Origin of the sequence: Listeria tempestatis (genome assembly GCF_963575625.1) — a bacterium.
GTDB classification, from domain to species: Bacteria; Bacillota; Bacilli; order Lactobacillales; family Listeriaceae; genus Listeria; species Listeria tempestatis.
In genome coordinates this window covers 13,921-32,594 of sequence record NZ_CAUYTK010000014.1, presented here as the reverse complement: position 1 = coordinate 32,594, position 18,674 = coordinate 13,921, and the positions used below count along the sequence as shown (strand labels likewise).

Below are 18,674 nucleotides of genomic sequence, written 5' to 3'. Positions count from 1 at the left end.
GAAATGAGAAAATTAAGGTTTTGTATCCAACTATTGGTGAGTGTGCTAATGCTTTCAACACTTATACCAACAACAAGTGTATTTGCAGAGGAGGATTATAGCTCAGAAATACAATCTACAATGGAGGTTGATGGACAAGATACTGAGATAAACACAGATGGAGTAGAGCTGATTGGAAATTTTGATTATCTTGTAGAAAATGATAATTTAGTTCAAGATGGCTATACGGCGACTAAAAGACCATTACTTAAAAGTAATCAAGCATTTGGCGGAGGTGGCTCAGCGTATAGCCTAGTATCACGAACAACTGTAAACCTGAAGTTCCACAATACAGCATATAAAGCGCTCTTAAATGCGGGGCTTTTGTATGTGAGGAGAGGGGTTGCTGTGGCTGGAATAATTGCTCAAACTTTCGGTTTGGAGTACATTAAGTCGTATAACTATATGAGACAAAGTATTTATAGTAAGACTGATAAAAATTATATTTATTATAAAGTGATTGATGAGTTTTCGAACAGTAAAACTAATTTTTCTAAAGGTCCAGTAAAAACATCTTATTCTAAAGTAAGGAAATAAGTTATAGCTAAGAAAAAATGTTCAGTAGATAGAAATATGCATCTCAAAAGTAGGTTTTAGTTTAACTTTTGAGATGCATATTAATTTGTGCTTTGCATTAGATATTGGCTTATCTCTTTTTCAGAACATAAAGCCCGATTGAATAAATAAAAATTAAAATTAACACGCACTTTGCAATATCTTTGGTATGAATAACAAAGGAGCCGTTTAAATTGAAGAGAAGTAAAACAAATGGTATAGCGACGAATAGGGCGACTATAAAATAAAACGAAAATTGCCCTCTCTTTTGAATATAACGCTCATCTTCTTCATTTCGCTCGAAGCGTTTTTTGATATCTGGGAATGCTAAGGCTAATCCTATTGAAACTCCTATAAATGTTCCGATTAAAGAATAAAAACTGTCAGATAAGTTAGTTTTAGTAAATGGCTGACCTGATATGATATACCCTAAAAGTAATGAATATGGTATTGCTAGTAAAGCATAACAAACATGGACGATATATTTTCTCATAAAATCACCTCGTGTAATGGAATAATTCTTCAATCGTTTTGTTGAAGTATATAGATAATTTAAAGCTGAGTTCTAAACTAGGGTTGTAACTTCCTTTTTCGATGGCGTGTATTGTTTGTCTGGAAACACCTACCGCTTTAGCCAATTCTTCTTGTGAGATTCCTTTTTCTGTGCGACATTCTTTGATAGAGTTACGAAGCACGATTTAACACATCCCTGTAAACTTTACTTTACATAAAGTATATAGGAAAAACAATTTGATGTAAAGTAAAGTTTACAAAAAATATAAATAATAGCATGCTTACTTTTAGATTTTTTTCTTATAAACAATTCACATAGATATATGCGTATCTATGATATAATCAGTAAGAGACTCGTTTGAAGGAGAGGAAACGATGGGGTTATTTATTACGCTTGAAGGGCCAGATGGTTCTGGAAAGACGACAACCATGCGCTTAGTAGAGGAAAAAATGCAACTTGCGGGCATTGATTTTATTAAGACCCGTGAACCGGGCGGTAGCCCAATTTCAGAGAAGGTGCGGGAAATCGTGCTTGGAATTGGAAATGAGGAGATGGATCCACGGACAGAGGCACTTCTCATTGCGGGTGCCAGACGACAACATGTTGTTGAAAAAATTCGACCAGCTCTTCAGGCGGGAAAAACGGTGCTTTGTGACCGGTTTATTGACAGCTCGCTTGCTTACCAAGGCGCCGGACGTGGTATAGGTATACAAGAAGTATTGAATATTAATTTATTTGCTGTTGGCGAAACACTACCTGATGTGACTTTTTATTTGGATGTAGATGCGGCGGTAGGTCTGAAACGGATTGCGGCAAGCCGTGGGCGCGAAATTAATCGGCTTGATAAAGAAGATATTAGCTTCCACGATAAGGTTCAAAATGGTTATGAGGAAATTATTAAACTGTTTCCGGAACGTCTCATTCGAATCGACGCGAATCGCACGCCAGAAGAGATTGCAGATGAAATAGTGGCGCATATTTTAAAACGTCTAAACTAACACTGCGTGTGAGGTTGCGCTAGGCGGAGAAAGCAAAAAGATGCATCTAAGTGGGATATTTTTGCTATAATTAAAAAAAGCTCTTTTAAGGAGATGAAAAAAATGAAATTAATTTTCGCTATTGTTCAAGACCAGGATAGCAACCGTCTATCTGATGCTTTGATGAAAGATAACTTTGGCGCAACAAAGCTTGCGACGACGGGCGGCTTTTTGAAAGCAGGGAATACGACATTTATTATCGGTGTAGAAGATGACCGCGTGGAGGACGCACTCGATATTATCCGCGAAAATTGTAAGGCGCGCGAGCAAATGATGACGCCGTCTGCTTCGCTTGGTGTAACAGTTGACACCTATGTCCCTTATCCAATTGAAGTTCAGGTTGGTGGGGCGACCGTGTTTGTGATGCCAGTTGAAAGTTTCCATCATTTTTAAGACGAGAGAAAGGGCTTTGCCGCGGCAAAGCCCTTTTTGTTATCTTAATTTTAATTTCTGACCAACATAAATGGTGTTGCTTTTTAGATTGTTATGCGCTTTTAATTTGGCAACGGTCGTTTTGGTTTTGGATGCAACGCCCCAAAGGGTATCGCCTTTTTTGACGGTATAGGTTGTGGCACTTGGGTTTGAACTTGCGCCCGCATTAGACGGTGTGCTAGCGGATTTTGAAACAACGAGTTTTTGTCCAACTCGTATTGTGTTTGACGAAAGTTTATTCCAAGATTTAAGGTTTGCAACGGTCGTTTTGTTCTTTGATGCAACACTCCATAGTGTGTCGCCTTTTTTGACGGTGTAAAGGTTCCCGCCTTCGTTTGGAATGCCTTGGTTTACAATGAGTTTTTGCCCGATGTGAATGGTGTCGCTTTTTAAGTTATTTAATGCTTTTAGTTTTGAGACGGAAAGGCCGTGACGTGTGGCGATGCGCCACAAGGTATCGTCTTTTTTTACTGTATAGTATGTGCTTCCGGCTGCGTTTCCATTTCCAAGTGTGTCAAACTGAGTTAAGCTATAAGTTTTGATGAGATTATTTAGTTTGACGGAGTAGCTTGTGTCAGTTGCATACGTTCCAGTTAGTGCTTTTGTTGCATCAAGGTAGGATGTAGTATTGCTTTTCCAAGCGCCAGCGTAGTAATTAGGGTTCCAGGAAGGGCCTGTTCGGATGACACGAGCGTAGTCTTGTAAAGATTCACTGTAAGACGGATATTTACGAAAATGGGCGTTAATTGGACTATAATTGCCTTTGCCGTCATCTTCTAAAGTTTGTTTCATAATAGATTGATTGTTGTAAGTACCTTTTATGCCAAATAAATTGTAATTTGGTGCTGAGCCGAGGAAGCTTGTTCCGTGAGAGCTTTCTAAAATCGCCTGCGCAATCATGACGGAGGCGTATAAGTCATTTGTGGCAGCAATTTGGGAGGCACTTAAACTAATTTGGTTAATGAAACCTTGAACGGACGGTGCACTTTTCAAGGTCGTTTTTTGAAAGTTACTAAATGTTGCGCCAGAAGAATAACTTACGAGTGGCTTTACGGAGACGGTTTCTTTTCCGCCGGTTGAGGAATGATCTTTTTCTAATGTTTTTGCGGGAGTCTTATCGTTTTGAGCATGGTTTGTGATTTCATCAGCACTTACTACAGTTGAAAATGCAGGAACTATTGCGGTGCTCGCGATAGCTGTAAAACTTGCTACTTTCGCCCCCGTTTGAAGAGCACTTTTCTTTTTGTTTAACTGACCGTTTTTGCGGGCAGCCGAAATCCTCTCTTTTCTTGATTTATCCAAACATGGTCACTCCTTTTTTTAAAAATATTCCCCATTTAGGGACATTGTTAAATACTATTATCCTATTTTTCCCGCTTAGTTGCTATTTCAAACAGATTACATTTCTGTTATTCTGTTGTTTAACAGTTGATGAGATGTCTCTTGAACAACACGTCACTCTTTGCTATACTTTTGTTAAGTAAGTACTTGCTTTGTATGCGAGGAAGGAGAAAACAAGTGATTACGAAAGAATCGATTATGGAAGCAACACTTAAAATGCTTGCTCAAAATGGTATAAAAGGTTCGACCACGCGCCAACTCGCTGAAGCAGCAGGTATTAATGAGGCGACCATTTTTAAAAAATTTAAAAGTAAAGAAAACTTGATTCATATGACTCTTGAATTTCAATTTGAGATGATGCAAGAAGAAATCAATCTTTTTTTTGAACGTGATTTTGAAGATAGTCATAAATTTTTAAGAGAAGCTAGTGAATTTATTCTTGCTCTTTATGATAAATATCAAGCCTTTATGGTTATTTCGGTTAAAGAAATGGGCAGTAAAGATATGGAATTTATTAACCCAACAATAATTGAATATTTATATTTAAAAGTTGGGGAGAAGATGAAGCAATTCATGCGCGAAAAAGATAAAGTGGAACAATCGGAAACTATTTCCCTTGTTTTAAACAGTGTGATCTTATTAACGATGGTTGAGCGGGTGAATGATACAATTTATGCGAGGCCACCTAAAATTACGATTCATGCAGAGCTTTTAACGGAAGTTCTAAGTAAATTAATGAAATAGAGGCGAATAGGAATGAGAACAGTAAATAACGGACCAAAAATTACGCGTGAACGTCAGACGGTTACAGCAATGATTGAGCTTTATTGCAAGAAGAATCATCATTCGGCATCTAGCCTATGTGAGACTTGCCAGGATTTGCAAAAATATGCGATGAAGCGTTTGGATTTTTGCCGTTTTGGCGAAGAAAAAGGAACGTGTGAAAAATGTAGTGTTCATTGTTACCGTGCTGATTATCGTGAAAAAATTAAGCAAGTTATGCGTTTTTCTGGACCGAGAATGCTTTTCCACCATCCAATTTGGGCTGTTCGCCACCTCGTGAAAAACATGAAGAGTTGAAAAAATGTGGATAGATATTTTTAAACATAACATGTGATACAAAAAAGGCGAAACCTTTCTTTATGAAAAAAGATAGGTCTCGCTTTTTTTTGCTAATTGCTTAATTTTGTATCAGCCTTAAAACATCATAATTAATATATACCTTATTCTTACTTTTTGATTTGTCTACGTCTAGTAGTTTTAATTCCACTAATTCATTTAAATATTTTCTAGCTGTGGTAGGTGTGATTTGTATTCTTTTAGCGAGGTCGCTCGCTTGAACATATCCGTCATTAAATGTATGTAGCCATGCTTCTGTTAAATGGCGTTTTTCGATAATTCGTAAATCGTGAATTCCTTTATCCGCTAATTTATCGGCTTCTGTCAATTTAGATAACATATTATTCACAGTTCTATGGCAAGCTTCTAAAAAAAACTTAATCCAAGAGTACCAATCTGGGTTCGCTCCTCTTATTCCATTTAAATTATTATAGTACCTGATTTTTTCCTTCTCTAATTCTTCGCTAATGTAGAAAATGGGCTCGTCTACCAACTTTTCTTTTATAGCATTAATTGTTATTAAAATTCGCCCAGTCCGCCCATTTCCATCTAAAAAAGGATGGATAGATTCAAACTGAGCATGTGCGACTGCTAACTTAATCAAAGGTGCTGCCGCTTCATCAAATATAATTTCATTTTCTTTTTTTTCTTTAATGAAACTGCGGTGTTCTGTGGAATTTATATAGTATTCTAAATTAGTCATATATTCGCCTATTTCATTTGCAGCAATTGGGACGTAAGATGCGTTGGTTTCATTACAGCCTTCTGGTCCTATATAGTTTTGAATCTTTCTAAATTCTCCTCTAGAACTTACTGTTCCTCGTGCATCACTATCCATCAATTGCGAATGAATTAATTTAATAATTCGAGAAGATATTGGATTATCACCTTTTATTAAACTTACGCCTAAATTCAAAGCTTTTCTATAATTAATGACTTCCTGTACTTCTGAACTTTTCTTTTTTTTAGTTGCTTCATCAATGACATCATTAAAAGTTACTTGAGTGCCTTCTATTCTTGTAGATTGAACAGATTCTTGAAAAGAAAAAGCTTGTATCATACTGGAACTTACAATTGAATTTTTTAGAGTTGCATTTAGCCTTCCAATTTCTAGGTTGACTATAGCAATCAGCTTATATAATTCTAGAGCCTGTTCCATTGATACACTAGGTGGCAACAGTTTCAAACCTTTTATAGGTGACATATTATACCTCCTTCAAATTCTATAAAGAAAATTATATCTTTTTTTAACGCATAAGTCCATATAATTATATTGTAAACTAAAAAATCCTAATCAGTGCTATTAGGAATAAAAAAATAGGCGTTAGGTTTCAGAATTGAAACTTAGCGCCTATTTTTGCTATAACATAGCTTTATACAATGCTAAAATGTCTTCGAAGTTTGCTTCACGCGGATTTCCTCCTGTACAGACGTCTTTAAGGGCGTCTTTTGAAATGGCTTCTAAATCTGCTTCAAGAACGCCCAGTTCGGAGATGTTTTGCGGGATGCCGACTTGTTTGCCGAGTGCTTGCACGGCTTCTACGGCTTTTATGCGAACCTCTTCAATTGGTAGGCTACTCGCGTTTGGAATGTCCATGACACGGGCAATTTCACGATATTTTTCCCCCGTAAAGTCTTTGTTATAATCCATGACGGTGGGCAAAAGTGCAGCGCAGGCGACTCCGTGTGGAACATTGTACCAAGCGCTTAGTGGGTGAGCCATGCCGTGAACGAGTCCGAGTCCAACGTTTGAAAAGCCCATTCCAGCCATATATTGTCCGAGTGCCATTTCTTCACGTGCTTCCCCGTCTCCGTTTACAGAAGCTGGGAGAGCATGGCTAATAATCTCAATCGCTTTTAAATGTAGCGTGTCGGTTAGTGTCCAGGCGCCTTTTGTGATGAAGCCTTCAATGGCGTGAGTCAGCGCATCCATTCCAGTTGATGCACAAATTGCTTGAGGCATGCCCATCATTAAATCGCTGTCGATGAAGGCGCAAACGGGGATATCATGCGGATCAACGCAGACGAATTTGCGATTATTTGCCTCATCCGTAATCACATAGTTGATAGTTACCTCGGCCGCAGTCCCTGATGTTGTAGGCACAGCTAGAATGGGTAAACTCGGATTTTTAGTTCCCGGCTCACCCTCTAGGCTTAAAATATCCGCGTGTTCAGGATTTGTGTGAATGATGCCAAGTGCTTTGGCCGCATCAATTGGGGAACCTCCCCCGAGCGCCAAAATGTAGTCAGCGCCAGAGGCCTTTAGGGCAGCTACGCCGTCTTTTATGACAGCCATGGTTGGATTAGGAATGATGCCGTCAAAAAGCGTGTAGGGGAGCCTGTTTTCGTCAAGAATAGATGTGACGCGTTTTGCAATGCCTGCGTTCACAATGCCGCTGTCGGTCACCAGAAAGGCTTTTTTAAATCCGCGTTTTTGCACCTCATCAGCAATTTTATGAATAGCGCCTTTCCCGAAATAGGAAGTTTCGTTTAAAATCATTCGGTTTACCATAAAAATCTCTCCTTTGTTCAAAATATCACAAAAAATAATGCGCGAATGGGCCGCGTTTTGCGACCCTCATTTCGCTATGCTAAATAAAATACTTCATCCAAACCTTTTGTGATGGGACTGTTGTCCGCATTGGTTTTCATGAGCGGCGCCATGTATGCCCACCATTTTTTGCAAATGTCAGTATTTGCAATTTGTTCGTACCGCGCCGTATCACTGACCTCCAGATACGCAAACAAAATATCGGTATTTTTATCTAAAAAGATGGAGTAGTTGCTCGCGCCGTGTTCTTTTAGTGCGATTTCGAGTTCTGGCCAAAGTTCGTCGTGCCGCTTTTTATATTCCGCCTGCTGATCTGCATTTAAATACATGAGTTGCGCAATGCGTTCCATGTTATTTCCTCCTTATAGGTTTAAATATCCAGATTTTGGAGTGACATTAAAACGTTCGCCGAGCACTTGCAATTGTTCATCTGTGATAGTTTGTAAGACTTCGCCCTGTGCGCGGACAATCGTGTAGACTTGTGCGGCTTTTTCTGCGGTTTCAATCAGACCAAATGTTTCGTCCATCGTTTCGCCGGCACCATAAATTCCGTGGTGTGGCCAAACGACAAGTCTGTTTTCTTTCATCTTCTCAGAAGTCGCCTCACCAATTTCGTTTGTCCCTGGAATGAGCCACGGAATAATGCCAACACCGTCTGGAAAGACAACTAAACATTCCGTACACATTTGCCAAAGGGTTCTAGTGAAAGCACGTTCATCTAAAGCATGTGTAAACGTCATTGCTAAAAGATGTGTGGCATGACAATGCATAACAATTCGGTTGTTTGGATTTACCGATAGACGTGCAATGTGGCTCATAAAATGAGTGGGGAGTTCGCTTGTAGGCACTGCGCCGTTTTCAAGTCCCCATAAAAGGTCAACACTTTTCCCGTCAGCGCCAACACGAATGATGCCAAGGTTTTCGCTAGGTGCTTTTTGCACATTTTTAAAGTATTTTCCTGAACCTGTGACTAAAAAGTATTTGCCAATTAGAACACTGCTGTCAAAATCGACTTGGATGCTTCGAATGGTTTTTGTTACATCTAAATAAGGCGCAATTTCCTCCTCTGAGAGTAAATAACTAATGTTTCCGCCGTTTCTCTCGTCCCAGCCTAGCCGGTATAAATTGCTTGTTGTTTCAACCATTTCTTCCACAAACGGGGCAGTTTCAATTTTGTTGACTATTTGATTAACCATTTTTAAGACTCCTATCGTTCTAAAATTGCGTTGCGTTTTAAAAGCGTATTTTCTTCGTAATGGCGCACTTCTGTTAACCAGTTAAGCCCAACTGGAACACCGTTTTGTTCACAGAAGTAATTCCATACATCTCCGTAAGGAAAGTCTTTTAGTTCCTCCGTTACGACCATTCGTGACGTGAAGTCGTTTTCAAGCTCCATTTTTTTCAAATCAGCAGTCGGTTCAAGAAGTGCTTTTAAAAGTGCTTTTTGTGTGTTGCGGACGCCGACAACCCATGCAGCAACGCGGTTAATTGTTGCGTCAAAGAAATCAAGTCCAATATTTGTAATTGGCAGTAAGTCGTTTCGCACGAGCTCACGGCCGATTTCCACCAGCTCATCGTCCATAAGCACCACATGGTCACTGTCCCAGCGCACAGGGCGACTTACGTGGAGCATAACACCTCTGCTGAATAAAGCAAGGGAGGAAAGCTTGTTTGAGATGACTTCGGTGGGGTGAAAGTGTCCAGCATCTAAGCAAATTAATTTGTCGCGTGTAAGACCGTAACCCATATAAAATTCATGCGATCCAACTGTGTAGGCTTCAGCGCCTAAACCGAAAAGTTTACTTTCAACAGATTCTTGTGTGAAGTTTTCATCTAATTTTTCCGCAAAAACTTCATCAAGTGCCTCCATTAGGCGCTTCCGAGGTGCTAAACGATCAATTGGGTTGTCTTTCATACCATCTGGAACCCAGAAATTATTAATACTTGTTTGCCCTAATTCACGACCAAAGTATTCCGAAATTTTTCTTGAACGTTTCCCGTGACGAATCCAAAAATCACGAACTGTCTTGTCAGGAGAAGCAAGCGTATAGTTGTCTTTAAACATAGGATGTGAAAAGAAAGTGGGATTGAAATCGAGTCCAAGACCGTGCTCCTTCGCCCAGTTTACCCAGCCTTCAAAATGTTTCGGTTCAATTTCATCTAAATCCACTTTTTCATCCGTATCCACATACATCGCATGCAAATTCACCTTATGCTTTCCGGGAATTAAGGAAAAAGCCATCTCTAAATCAGCGCGTAGCTCATTTGGTGTTGTCGCCACACCAGGATAGTTTCCAGTCGCCATAATACCGCCAGTTAATTCGCCACCAGGATTTAAGAAACCTTTTACATCATCTCCTTGCCAGCAGTGCATCGAAATCTTTATTTCTTTTAATTTCCGAAGCGCGGCATCCGTATCCACACCAATTGCCGCATACATATTTTTCGCGCTTTCATAACGTTTTTCCACTTCACTCATTGTAACTACCTCCTAAAATTAAATCGCTCGTTTCCGGAACATATTTTTTTATGTCAAAAGAAGAACGAACGATGTTTCTTGCGTGAGTAACATTTTTTAAGACGCCTTTTGTTATCATTTGCACGCACAAGTTCCCGGTGCCAGTCGCCTCAGTTGGTCCTGCATAAACTGGAATGCCCGTAAGATCAGCTGTAAGTTGGTTTAAAATAGCCACATTGCTACCACCGCCAACAATATGAAGCGACTCAATTGATTCCCCAGTAAGTTCAGAAAGCGTTCTAAGTGCGTCGCGGTAGCAAATCGCTAAACTAGAGTACACGCAATTTGTCAGCTCACCAATTGTTTTTGGCACGGGCTGTTCGTTTTCCAGACAATAATTTTGAATCTCCTCAATCATATTTTCTGGATTGTTAAAACGGGCATCGTTCACATCAATAACACTTGTGAAATACGGATAACGATTTGCTTCCTCGGCCATTTCTGCAAACGTCAATTGATGGCCATTTAAACGAGCGATTTCCTGCACAATCCAGAGTCCCATAATATTTTTTAAGAAACGATAGGTCCCGTATGCGCCCCATTCATTCGTATAATTTTCTTCAAAGGCGCGTTCATTTGTAACAGGCGCCTGAAGTTCCATGCCAAGCAGTGACCAAGTGCCGCTGCTTAAAAAGGCGGATTTATTTCCACTAAACGGAGTTCCAACAACTGCTGACGCCGTGTCATGAGTTGCAACTGTAACCACATCACAAGTTGGAATATCGAATTCGGCGTACCATTTTGGAAGCAATTCCCCAAGCTCGGTTCCAGCATCAGTTAATTTCGCAAACTTACAAGGATCAATATTCAAATGGGCAAGAAGATCTGTGTCGAACAATTGCTCCCGTAAATTTAGCATTTGTGTAGTAGACGAGTTGGTCGTTTCGGCGACCATTTTTCCAGTCAATACATATCCAATATAATCGGGGATAAGCAAAATTTTATCCGCCTCTTTAATTAAGTTTTTATCCTCAGCATAAAGCTGATAAAGTGTGTTTAGCTCCAAAAACTGAATGCCCGTTTTTTTATAAATAAATTCTTTTGGATAAAGCGAAGTAAGTTCGGAAATTTTATCTTCGGTGCGTTTATCGCGGTAACTAATTGGATCAGCGAGTTTTTCGCCATTTTTGCCAACTAAAACGTAATCGACGCCCCACGTGTCAACACCAAGGGTACATGTTGTAATGCCCGTTTGTTTTAATTTTTCAAGCCCTATAAAAATCTCGCGAATCAATTCGTCCATTTCCCAACGATCGTGACCATCTCGGTGCGTAAAGCCGTTTTTAAATCTGTGCACCTCACGTAAAACGAGTTTTTCTTGCACGATTTCCCCTAAAATAAGCCTTCCGCTCGAAGCCCCAATATCGATTGCTACGTAATGTTCCACATTAATCACTTTCCTTTGCGAGAGTAACTTCCACTTCTTTTTTGCTTAAAGCGCCGTACCGTTCTTCTGTAATGTCATCAAGTGTCCGCCCGCGAGTATTTGGTGTCCAGATGACGCCAATGAGGAGCGAAATAACAAGAAGAACGACCATAATAGTTCCCGCTACAGTGAATCCAAGACTTGTTAGGATGACTGGGAAGATAATCGACCAGATGCCTGCGCTTCCGCGAACGATGAAGAACATAATACCTTGCACGCCGCCTCGGTATTGTGTTGGGAAAAGTTCAGTGGACCAAAGCGCATAGAAAGCTTGTGCCCCGATGCCAGCTGAAATTCCCCAGAGAATAACGAAAGTCCAAAGACCAACCCAAGACATCCCAACATAGGTGAGAACAACCCATGAGGCAACAGCCATTGCGGCTCCCGCGAAGAACAACCATCTGTGACTCACACGGTCACCAAATTTAGCAAATCCAAAGTAAGTAGCGGCAGCTGTTAAAATCCATAAAACGGCTTGAAGCAAGTTGGCTTGTGTATTTGTAAGCCCACCAACTGTTTCATAAACAAATGGCATGAAAAAGCCCATTGCGCCGGCAACCAAGTTCCAAAACATATAAACGCCGACTAAAAATAAAATAGATTTCATATTAATCATGTTAGAAAATGCATGTTTAAATGGATGGGATTGTTTGGTGCCCGCCGCTTTTAATTTTTCTTGCTCTGCTTTCCAGTCTTTTGATTCATCTAAACGGCGTTGAAGCGACCAAGCCACAATAGCCACGATAAGAAGCGATAAGAAAAGTAAGCGGTTTCCAAGAAGTCCAAGTGGTGACACTAAAATACCTAATGTAAAAATAATTGCTGGCCCACAAGACCATGCAAATTGTGAAATTCCGATATTTCTTGCACGGATTTTCGGATTGGCCATTTCTGAAATATATGTCCATGAAGCGGGAACGCCAGCTCCAACCGATAATCCTGTAATTAAAAAGCCAAGTAACAACATAGTAAAATTCATCGCAAACATGATGATGGCAACGCCTAGAATATAAACAAGCATGTTATACGTATAAATAAATTTTCGACCATATTTATCAGCTAAATGCCCGCCAATTAAAGCTCCAAATGCAGATCCAAACGCATTAGCGCTTACTGCACCTAATAAACCTACAGCAAAACTATCCAAACCAAATTCGCTAGCCCATAAAGTTAAGCCACTTGCACCTGCAACAATACAACCTGAGTCTAAGTAATTAGTTAACGATACAGCAATTGTTCCTTTTTTGTTTTCTTTTGCAACTGTACTCACAATTAACCCTCCTACGTATTTTTGTTAAGCGCTTACTTATAATATATTCTCGAATGGTTGCGTTTACAATAACGTATGATTATAATAATAGTAACAAATATACAGGTGGTGAGAGCGGTGGATGAAGTCATTCAATCAAGGTTATACCGCATGAACAGTAAGGAAAAGATACAAAAAGAAACAGGCGAATTCATCATGGATTACCCTAAAAAATCATTTTCTGAAAAAGATGGCACGATGAATTTACTAAATGAATATTTTTTTCGAAATAAGGACATTTACATCAGCAAGCACAATCGTTTTGCGGACTATCCGTACCATTCGCATCAATTTTTAGAGCTGAATTATATGCTTCGCGGAGAATGCCATCAAACGATTGAAGGAAAACCCGAAATTTTAAACAAAGGGGAACTTCTCCTGCTTGATAGTGGTTGTCATCACGCCATTAAAGCGATGGGCGAGGAAGATATTTTAATTAACATTCTTTTTCGGGATAAAAATATTAACCTAGAATGGCTGACCGGTATAAAAAAGAAAAACAGTTTGGTGTATGATTTTTTGTTAAACTCTAGCGTTTCTAGCAACCATATGAAAAAATACATTATTTTTAAAAGCGCCAATATCCCGCACATCCAGCAAATTTTAGACCAAATCATCACAGAATATTTTCGAGATGAAGAATTTTCAACTAAAATCATTACTTTATATTTGCCAATTTTATTTACTGAACTAGTCCGTAAATGTGATACTTACCTTTCAGATGAAGTCCGAAGTCTCTACTCGGAAACGGATAATGTTGCGTTAAATACGCTGCAATTAATTGAAAAAGAGTATCGGAACATCACGCTTACAATAGCGGCGGATACACTTGGTTACAATAAAAATTATTTAAGCAACGTCATTAAAAAGAAAACGGGCCAAACGTTTACCGAACTTGTAAATAAACAAAAAATTCTTGCCGCCAATTTGTTGATAGAAACAACGAATATACCCATTAACGATATTATTGAACAAGTCGGTTTTCAAAATAAAACGTACTTTTATTCACTTTACAAAACGAAATATGAAACTTTGCCGCTAGAAATGCGGAATAAAAAAGTATCCACGTGATGCTTTTTTTTATTTTTAAAAGGCTATTGACAAATAAAATGCAAGCGATTACAATTAAATTGGTATTAAAAATGAATAAAGCTGTATCTTTTATAAAATTAAGGAAGTGCGACTATGGAATATAAAGATATACCGCCAGCGATTCAAAGTGAGGAGCAGTTACGTCTTCTCGTACATGAAAAAATAGCATGTGGTGAAACAGATATGCCGTCTGAACGCTCACTTGAAGCGGATTTAGGGGTCAGCCGAACAACACTTAGGCGTTCGCTTGACACACTTGAAAAAGAAGCGATTATCCAAAAAAAGAACCGCAAAGGCGTGCTCATCAATACAAAGCAAACCATTAATATTTTGAAAATGAATTCAATGAGCAGCCAGCTCCCCGGTAAACAAACAATTTCAGTGGTTTCAAATGAAGTTGTGGACGGGGTTAAGGAAGTAAACCAATTTTTAGGGCTCGATTTAAATCAGCCGCTTTTCAAATTAGTTCGGTTACGTGAAGTTTCCGGAAGGCCGTTCTCTTTTGAAATATCCTACGTAGATATTGGGCGCTTTATGGGCATTGACTTGATTGATTTTAATAACACATCGCTCTACCATGTTTTAGAGAAAGAATTTAAGACGGAGCCAACTTATGGGCGCGAAGAATTACGCTTTGTGCCGGCAGATGAGAAACTGGCGAATAGTTTAAAAGTACCGCTTGACACAGCGCTTTTCGAGGTGATTAGTAGAGCGTTTGACCAGTTTGATAAGCCAGTTGAGTATAGTAAGCAATATCTTATTGGTAATCAAATCAACTATAAAATTAATGCAAAAAATATATTTGATTACTTGGAGGACGAATGATAATGGGAGAAAAACAACCACTTTTTGAAAAAATAGCGTGCGAAATAAAAGAAAAAATTCAGCGCGATGAATATAAATCAGGAATGCTAATGCCAAATGAAACCGACCTGCAAGAGGTGTTCTCTAGCAGCCGAACTACCATTCGCCGTGCAGTGGACTTATTAGTAGCAGAAGGTCTTGTTATACGTAAAAATGGCGTAGGTCTCTTTGTGCAACCAAAACTAACCGCGCAAAACATTTTAGAAATGACAGGTGTCATGAAAAATAGTACCACTGATAATTTAAAGAAAGAGATAAAAGATTTTTATGTTCGTAAAGCGGGGAAATTTTACGCGGAAAAGTTTCGTATAAAAGAAAATGAGTTAGTGTACTACATTAAATTTGTTCAAAAAAGCAATGCAACAACGCTAGACGTCATTGTTTTACCACTAAGTTTATATCCTGATTTGCAGGTGAAAGATTTACAAATTGTGACAATTATAGAGCTTGTCAATTCAGGTAAATATAAATTGTTTGAGCTTCTGCAGGAACTCCAACTTATTTTGGCTGGTAATGAGCAAGTAAAGCACATGGATTTACAAGAAAACGCCCCAGTATTTAAGTTAAGCAGTACATTTTTTGCGGAAAGTGGGTTACCTATCGCGATACAAAATCGTTATGAAGATGCGAGATCAACCAAATATGTAGTCGATTTTAACTAAGGAGGAAGAAAAAATGATTCAATTTTTACGAGTGGATCACCGTCTGCTTCATGGACAAGTAGCGGTATCTTGGTTCAATGCAATGGATGTAAATACAATTCTAGTCGCGAATGACGGGGTTGCAGCAGATGATTTTCGAAAGTCAGCTATTCGCTTAGCTAAACCAGAAGCAGCGAAACTAGTCATGAAAAGTATTGATGAAAGTATTCAAGCCATCAATTCCGGAGTGACAGGTAAGTACAAGTTGCTTATTGTAGTGGAATCAGTTGATGACGCTTACAAATTAATTGTCGGAACAAATGATAAAATCCCAATGTTGAATTTAGGCGGCACCAAACAGCGAGAAGGAACAACTAATTTTTCTAAGGCAGTCAATCTAACCGCTGATGAAGTTAGTCAGTTAAACGATTTGAAAAAACGGAATATTGACATTTTTATCCAACAAGTGCCTAATGAAAAGAAAGTTCCTTTTGAAGCATAAATTTAGAAAGAAGGGCTAAATTATGGAAAATATTGTGACAGCGATTTTGCTAGCATTAGTAGCGATGCTAGCAAATGGGGAGTACTTATTTGGTTCATCAATGCTATCAAGACCACTTGTAACGTGTACGTTAGCTGGTCTTATTATGGGCGATGTTCAAATGGGCATTATTATGGGAGCTACTTTAGAACTAGCATTTGTCGGTTCATTTTCTATTGGTGCATCAATCCCGCCAGAAATCATTTCTGGTAGTATTTTAGGAACTGCTTTCGCGATAGCAACTGGAGAAAGCACAGCAGTGGCGCTCGCATTAGGAATTCCAATTGCATCTCTTGTTTTAGTTGTGAAAAATCTTTGTTTTATTTTCGTATTACCTTATTTTGTTCATAAAGCTGACCGATATGCTTTGGAGGGGAACTCTAGGGGAATAAGTCGCATGCAACTACTAGGCGGTTTTTTATCCATCAATTTACCAATTGGTATTATTGTTGCGGTGTCTTACCTTGTAGGGAGCCCAGTTATTAAAACGGTACTAGATGCCATCCCGCAATTTATCATTAGCGGTTTAGGTATTGCGACAGGCTTACTTCCTGCCTATGGTTTTGCTTTACTACTAAAACTGATGATTAATAAGAAAAATGCCGTATTTTTTGTTTTTGGATTCGCATTAGCAGTTTATTTGGAAGTGCCAGTCACAGGAGTAGCTATTTTTGGAGCGTGCTTAGCATTAATTCTAACAGGCTATGCAACGCTTAAAAACGATAACACACCAAAAAATGATCATACGCAACCAGCTCTTGCGAACGAGGGGGGAATTAACTATGAAGATGAAGAATTCTGATGTACTCACAAAAAAAGACTTAATGAAAGTTTTTTGGCGCTCATTCACAATGGAATGGTCTTGGAACTACGAGCGGCAATCAAATCTTGGATATGGTTTTTCAATGTTACCTGCTTTAAACAAAATTTTTAAAAATGATAAAGAAAAGAAAATTGCATCCTACCAAAGACATTTGGAGTTTTATAATGTTACGCCTTGGCTATCTACATTCCCGCTCGGCATTTCAATTGCGATGGAAGAACAAGCGGCTAAGGAAAAAAACTTTGATACTGATTCCATTAATAATATTAAAGTGGCCTTAATGGGCCCGTTAAGCGGTATTGGCGATTCTTTTTTCTGGGGAACATTACGCGTCATTGCGACAGGGATAGGAACATCACTTGCGTTACAAGGAAACATTTTAGGTCCCATTTTATTCCTTTTGATTTTCAATATTCCGGCTATTCTGACTCGTTATTACGGATTGTTTATTGGTTATAATATCGGAGCAAATTTCATCGAGAAAATCCAAAAAACTGGTCTAATGGATAAATTATCTTATGGCGCCTCTGTTATTGGTTTAGCCGTTGTCGGCGCTATGGTAGCCACAATGGTGAACATTAATATGCCGTTTAAATTTGGCTCTGGAAAAGAAGCCGTTAGTGTTCAAAGTATTTTTGATGGCATCGTTCCAGGGATATTAGCATTAGGTTTTACATTTTTTATCTTTTGGTTAGATAAAAAAGGGCTTAAAGCGCACTGGATACTTCTTTTGATTGCAGGCATTGGCATTTTAGGCGCCTTCACAGGATTATTAAAATAAAGTAGGTGAAAACATGAAAAATATGGAATACTACATTCACGCAGAACCCGAAATATATGAACACATCACCACGGGGCGCAAACAAATTTTAGAAAAAATTATCCAGATGGATCATAAAACATACCATTCCGTTGTGATTTTTGCCACTGGATCAAGCTCAAACGCAGCATTCGGTGCCCAGCTTTATATGAGTGCAAAGCTTGGAATACCCGTTTATATCGAAGAACCGTCTATTTCTGGAAATTATATGCTTCATTTGAATAAAAATACGTTATATGTAGCGATTTCGCAAGGCGGCCATAGTTTTTCTACCATTCATCTAGTAAAGGAAATTCAAAAGCGTGGCGGAACAATTTTTACGATGACAAGCGATCTATCGAGCCCAATTGCTGAAGCTGCAAAAAATGTTATTGAAATGGGTATGAATATCGAAGAAATGCCATATGTGACAGCCGGATATAGCGCGACAATTCTTATTTTAGACTTATTAGCGCTTGAACTAGCACTAGCAACTGGGAAGATTACGACAGAACAATACGAATCTGATTTGAACGAGATGCAAAAAATTGCTACCAGATTACCGGAGGTCATTAAGAAAGCAACGAACTGGGTGGAGAAACATACACATGAGTTGCTACAAGCAAAGCGAATATTTTTCATTGGCTACGGAAGCGCATATGGTGTTGCGCGTGAAGGTGAGACAAAAGTGACGGAAACCATACGGATTACGGCTTTTGGTAAGGAACTAGAAGAATATATGCATGGCCCGTACATTGGTTTATCCGCAGAAGATTACGTTATTTTCTTAGAACCAGAAGGCATTCTTCGAAATCGTGCCGATAAATTGAAGGAATTTTTACATGGTCATGTTTCAGAAGTTCGAACTATTTTCGCGAATAAAACGAGCATAAATTCCAATGATTTAGCGTTAGGGATTCAAACAAATGAATTGTTGGTCTCGTTATTTATGACTATACCAGTTCATCTTTTAGCATTTAAAATTTCGCAGGAAAAAGGGATTAATTTAGAACAATCCGCATATCCAGAATTTGATAAAATTACACAATCGAAAATTTGAAGTAGGAAGGCAG

General features: G+C 38.9%; 22 protein-coding genes. 12 read left to right on the top strand and 10 right to left on the bottom strand.

Annotation, left to right across the window (positions count from 1 at the left end):
* The first annotated feature begins 3 nt into the window (after positions 1-3).
* Positions 4-576 carry a hypothetical protein gene (locus R8923_RS12870; RefSeq protein ID WP_485873158.1) on the top strand — a complete coding sequence of 191 codons (573 nt, stop codon included), beginning with the start codon at positions 4-6 and terminating at the stop codon, positions 574-576.
* A 109-nt stretch (positions 577-685) separates the two neighbouring features.
* Here the strand turns inward: R8923_RS12870 and R8923_RS12865 are convergent, their stop codons facing one another.
* Both R8923_RS12865 and R8923_RS12860 read right to left on the bottom strand, forming a co-directional pair.
* Positions 686-1,087, bottom strand: a complete 402-nt coding sequence (locus R8923_RS12865) for a hypothetical protein (RefSeq protein WP_485873157.1) — start codon at positions 1,085-1,087, stop codon at positions 686-688.
* Between the two features lie 4 nt (positions 1,088-1,091).
* Positions 1,092-1,292, bottom strand: a complete 201-nt coding sequence (locus R8923_RS12860) for a helix-turn-helix transcriptional regulator (RefSeq protein ID WP_485873186.1) — start codon at positions 1,290-1,292, stop codon at positions 1,092-1,094.
* A gap of 190 nt (positions 1,293-1,482) precedes the next feature.
* Between R8923_RS12860 and tmk the strand changes: the two genes are divergently transcribed.
* Complete coding sequence (gene tmk / locus R8923_RS12855; protein ID WP_485873156.1) at positions 1,483-2,106, top strand: dTMP kinase; 624 nt, start codon at positions 1,483-1,485, stop codon at positions 2,104-2,106.
* A gap of 102 nt (positions 2,107-2,208) precedes the next feature.
* On the top strand, positions 2,209-2,538 hold the full coding sequence (locus R8923_RS12850; protein WP_485873155.1) for a cyclic-di-AMP receptor: 330 nt from the start codon (positions 2,209-2,211) through the stop codon (positions 2,536-2,538).
* 39 nt (positions 2,539-2,577) lie between these two features.
* Here R8923_RS12850 and R8923_RS12845 read toward each other — a convergent pair whose 3' ends face one another.
* Complete coding sequence (locus tag R8923_RS12845) at positions 2,578-3,879, bottom strand: LysM peptidoglycan-binding domain-containing protein (protein ID WP_485873154.1); 1,302 nt, start codon at positions 3,877-3,879, stop codon at positions 2,578-2,580.
* Positions 3,880-4,095: 216 nt separating this feature from the next.
* Here R8923_RS12845 and R8923_RS12840 point away from each other — a divergent pair, with 216 nt between their 5' ends.
* Together R8923_RS12840 and R8923_RS12835 are read left to right on the top strand one after the other, a co-directional pair.
* The gene (locus R8923_RS12840) at positions 4,096-4,662 is read left to right on the top strand and encodes a TetR/AcrR family transcriptional regulator (RefSeq protein WP_485873153.1); all 567 of its coding nucleotides are present in this window, start codon (positions 4,096-4,098) and stop codon (positions 4,660-4,662) included.
* A gap of 12 nt (positions 4,663-4,674) precedes the next feature.
* A complete protein-coding gene (locus tag R8923_RS12835) occupies positions 4,675-4,998 on the top strand; it encodes a nitrous oxide-stimulated promoter family protein (protein WP_485873152.1) in 324 nt (107 codons plus the stop codon).
* A gap of 100 nt (positions 4,999-5,098) precedes the next feature.
* Here R8923_RS12835 and R8923_RS12830 read toward each other — a convergent pair whose 3' ends face one another.
* From R8923_RS12830 to R8923_RS12800, 7 genes are all read right to left on the bottom strand, one after another.
* Positions 5,099-6,241 (bottom strand): Fic family protein, encoded by a 1,143-nt coding sequence (locus tag R8923_RS12830; protein WP_485873151.1) that lies wholly within the window; start codon positions 6,239-6,241, stop codon positions 5,099-5,101.
* A gap of 156 nt (positions 6,242-6,397) precedes the next feature.
* Entirely contained in the window at positions 6,398-7,549 is a 1,152-nt protein-coding gene (fucO, locus tag R8923_RS12825; protein ID WP_485873150.1) for a lactaldehyde reductase, read from the bottom strand.
* Between the two features lie 74 nt (positions 7,550-7,623).
* Positions 7,624-7,938 (bottom strand): L-rhamnose mutarotase, encoded by a 315-nt coding sequence (gene rhaM, locus R8923_RS12820; RefSeq protein WP_485873149.1) that lies wholly within the window; start codon positions 7,936-7,938, stop codon positions 7,624-7,626.
* 12 nt (positions 7,939-7,950) lie between these two features.
* Positions 7,951-8,784 (bottom strand): rhamnulose-1-phosphate aldolase, encoded by an 834-nt coding sequence (rhaD, locus tag R8923_RS12815; RefSeq protein ID WP_485873148.1) that lies wholly within the window; start codon positions 8,782-8,784, stop codon positions 7,951-7,953.
* A gap of 11 nt (positions 8,785-8,795) precedes the next feature.
* Positions 8,796-10,067, bottom strand: coding sequence for an L-rhamnose isomerase (gene rhaA / locus R8923_RS12810; protein WP_485873147.1), 1,272 nt, complete (start codon positions 10,065-10,067; stop codon positions 8,796-8,798).
* On the bottom strand, positions 10,060-11,493 hold the full coding sequence (rhaB, locus tag R8923_RS12805; RefSeq protein ID WP_485873146.1) for a rhamnulokinase: 1,434 nt from the start codon (positions 11,491-11,493) through the stop codon (positions 10,060-10,062). Before rhaB ends, rhaA begins: the two co-directional genes overlap by 8 nt.
* A gap of 1 nt (position 11,494) precedes the next feature.
* Positions 11,495-12,802: an MFS transporter gene (locus R8923_RS12800; RefSeq protein WP_485873145.1), complete on the bottom strand. Its 1,308-nt coding sequence runs from the start codon at positions 12,800-12,802 to the stop codon at positions 11,495-11,497.
* 150 nt (positions 12,803-12,952) lie between these two features.
* On the opposite strand from R8923_RS12800, the gene R8923_RS12795 reads away from it, so the two are divergent.
* The 7 genes from R8923_RS12795 to R8923_RS12765 all read left to right on the top strand — a co-directional run bounded on the left by R8923_RS12795 (position 12,953) and on the right by R8923_RS12765 (position 18,661).
* The gene (locus tag R8923_RS12795) at positions 12,953-13,912 is read left to right on the top strand and encodes an AraC family transcriptional regulator (protein WP_485873185.1); all 960 of its coding nucleotides are present in this window, start codon (positions 12,953-12,955) and stop codon (positions 13,910-13,912) included.
* A gap of 114 nt (positions 13,913-14,026) precedes the next feature.
* Positions 14,027-14,758, top strand: a complete 732-nt coding sequence (locus R8923_RS12790; protein WP_485873144.1) for a GntR family transcriptional regulator — start codon at positions 14,027-14,029, stop codon at positions 14,756-14,758.
* 2 nt (positions 14,759-14,760) lie between these two features.
* Positions 14,761-15,459, top strand: a complete 699-nt coding sequence (locus R8923_RS12785; RefSeq protein WP_485873143.1) for a GntR family transcriptional regulator — start codon at positions 14,761-14,763, stop codon at positions 15,457-15,459.
* A gap of 13 nt (positions 15,460-15,472) precedes the next feature.
* Positions 15,473-15,940: a PTS sugar transporter subunit IIB gene (locus R8923_RS12780; protein WP_485873142.1), complete on the top strand. Its 468-nt coding sequence runs from the start codon at positions 15,473-15,475 to the stop codon at positions 15,938-15,940.
* 22 nt (positions 15,941-15,962) lie between these two features.
* Complete coding sequence (locus tag R8923_RS12775) at positions 15,963-16,781, top strand: PTS mannose/fructose/sorbose/N-acetylgalactosamine transporter subunit IIC (RefSeq protein WP_485873141.1); 819 nt, start codon at positions 15,963-15,965, stop codon at positions 16,779-16,781.
* On the top strand, positions 16,762-17,583 hold the full coding sequence (locus R8923_RS12770) for a PTS system mannose/fructose/sorbose family transporter subunit IID (RefSeq protein WP_485873140.1): 822 nt from the start codon (positions 16,762-16,764) through the stop codon (positions 17,581-17,583). The genes R8923_RS12775 and R8923_RS12770 overlap by 20 nt, the downstream gene beginning before the upstream one ends.
* Before the next feature lie 13 nt (positions 17,584-17,596).
* Positions 17,597-18,661 (top strand): SIS domain-containing protein, encoded by a 1,065-nt coding sequence (locus R8923_RS12765; RefSeq protein ID WP_485873139.1) that lies wholly within the window; start codon positions 17,597-17,599, stop codon positions 18,659-18,661.
* Positions 18,662-18,674: the final 13 nt, after the last annotated feature.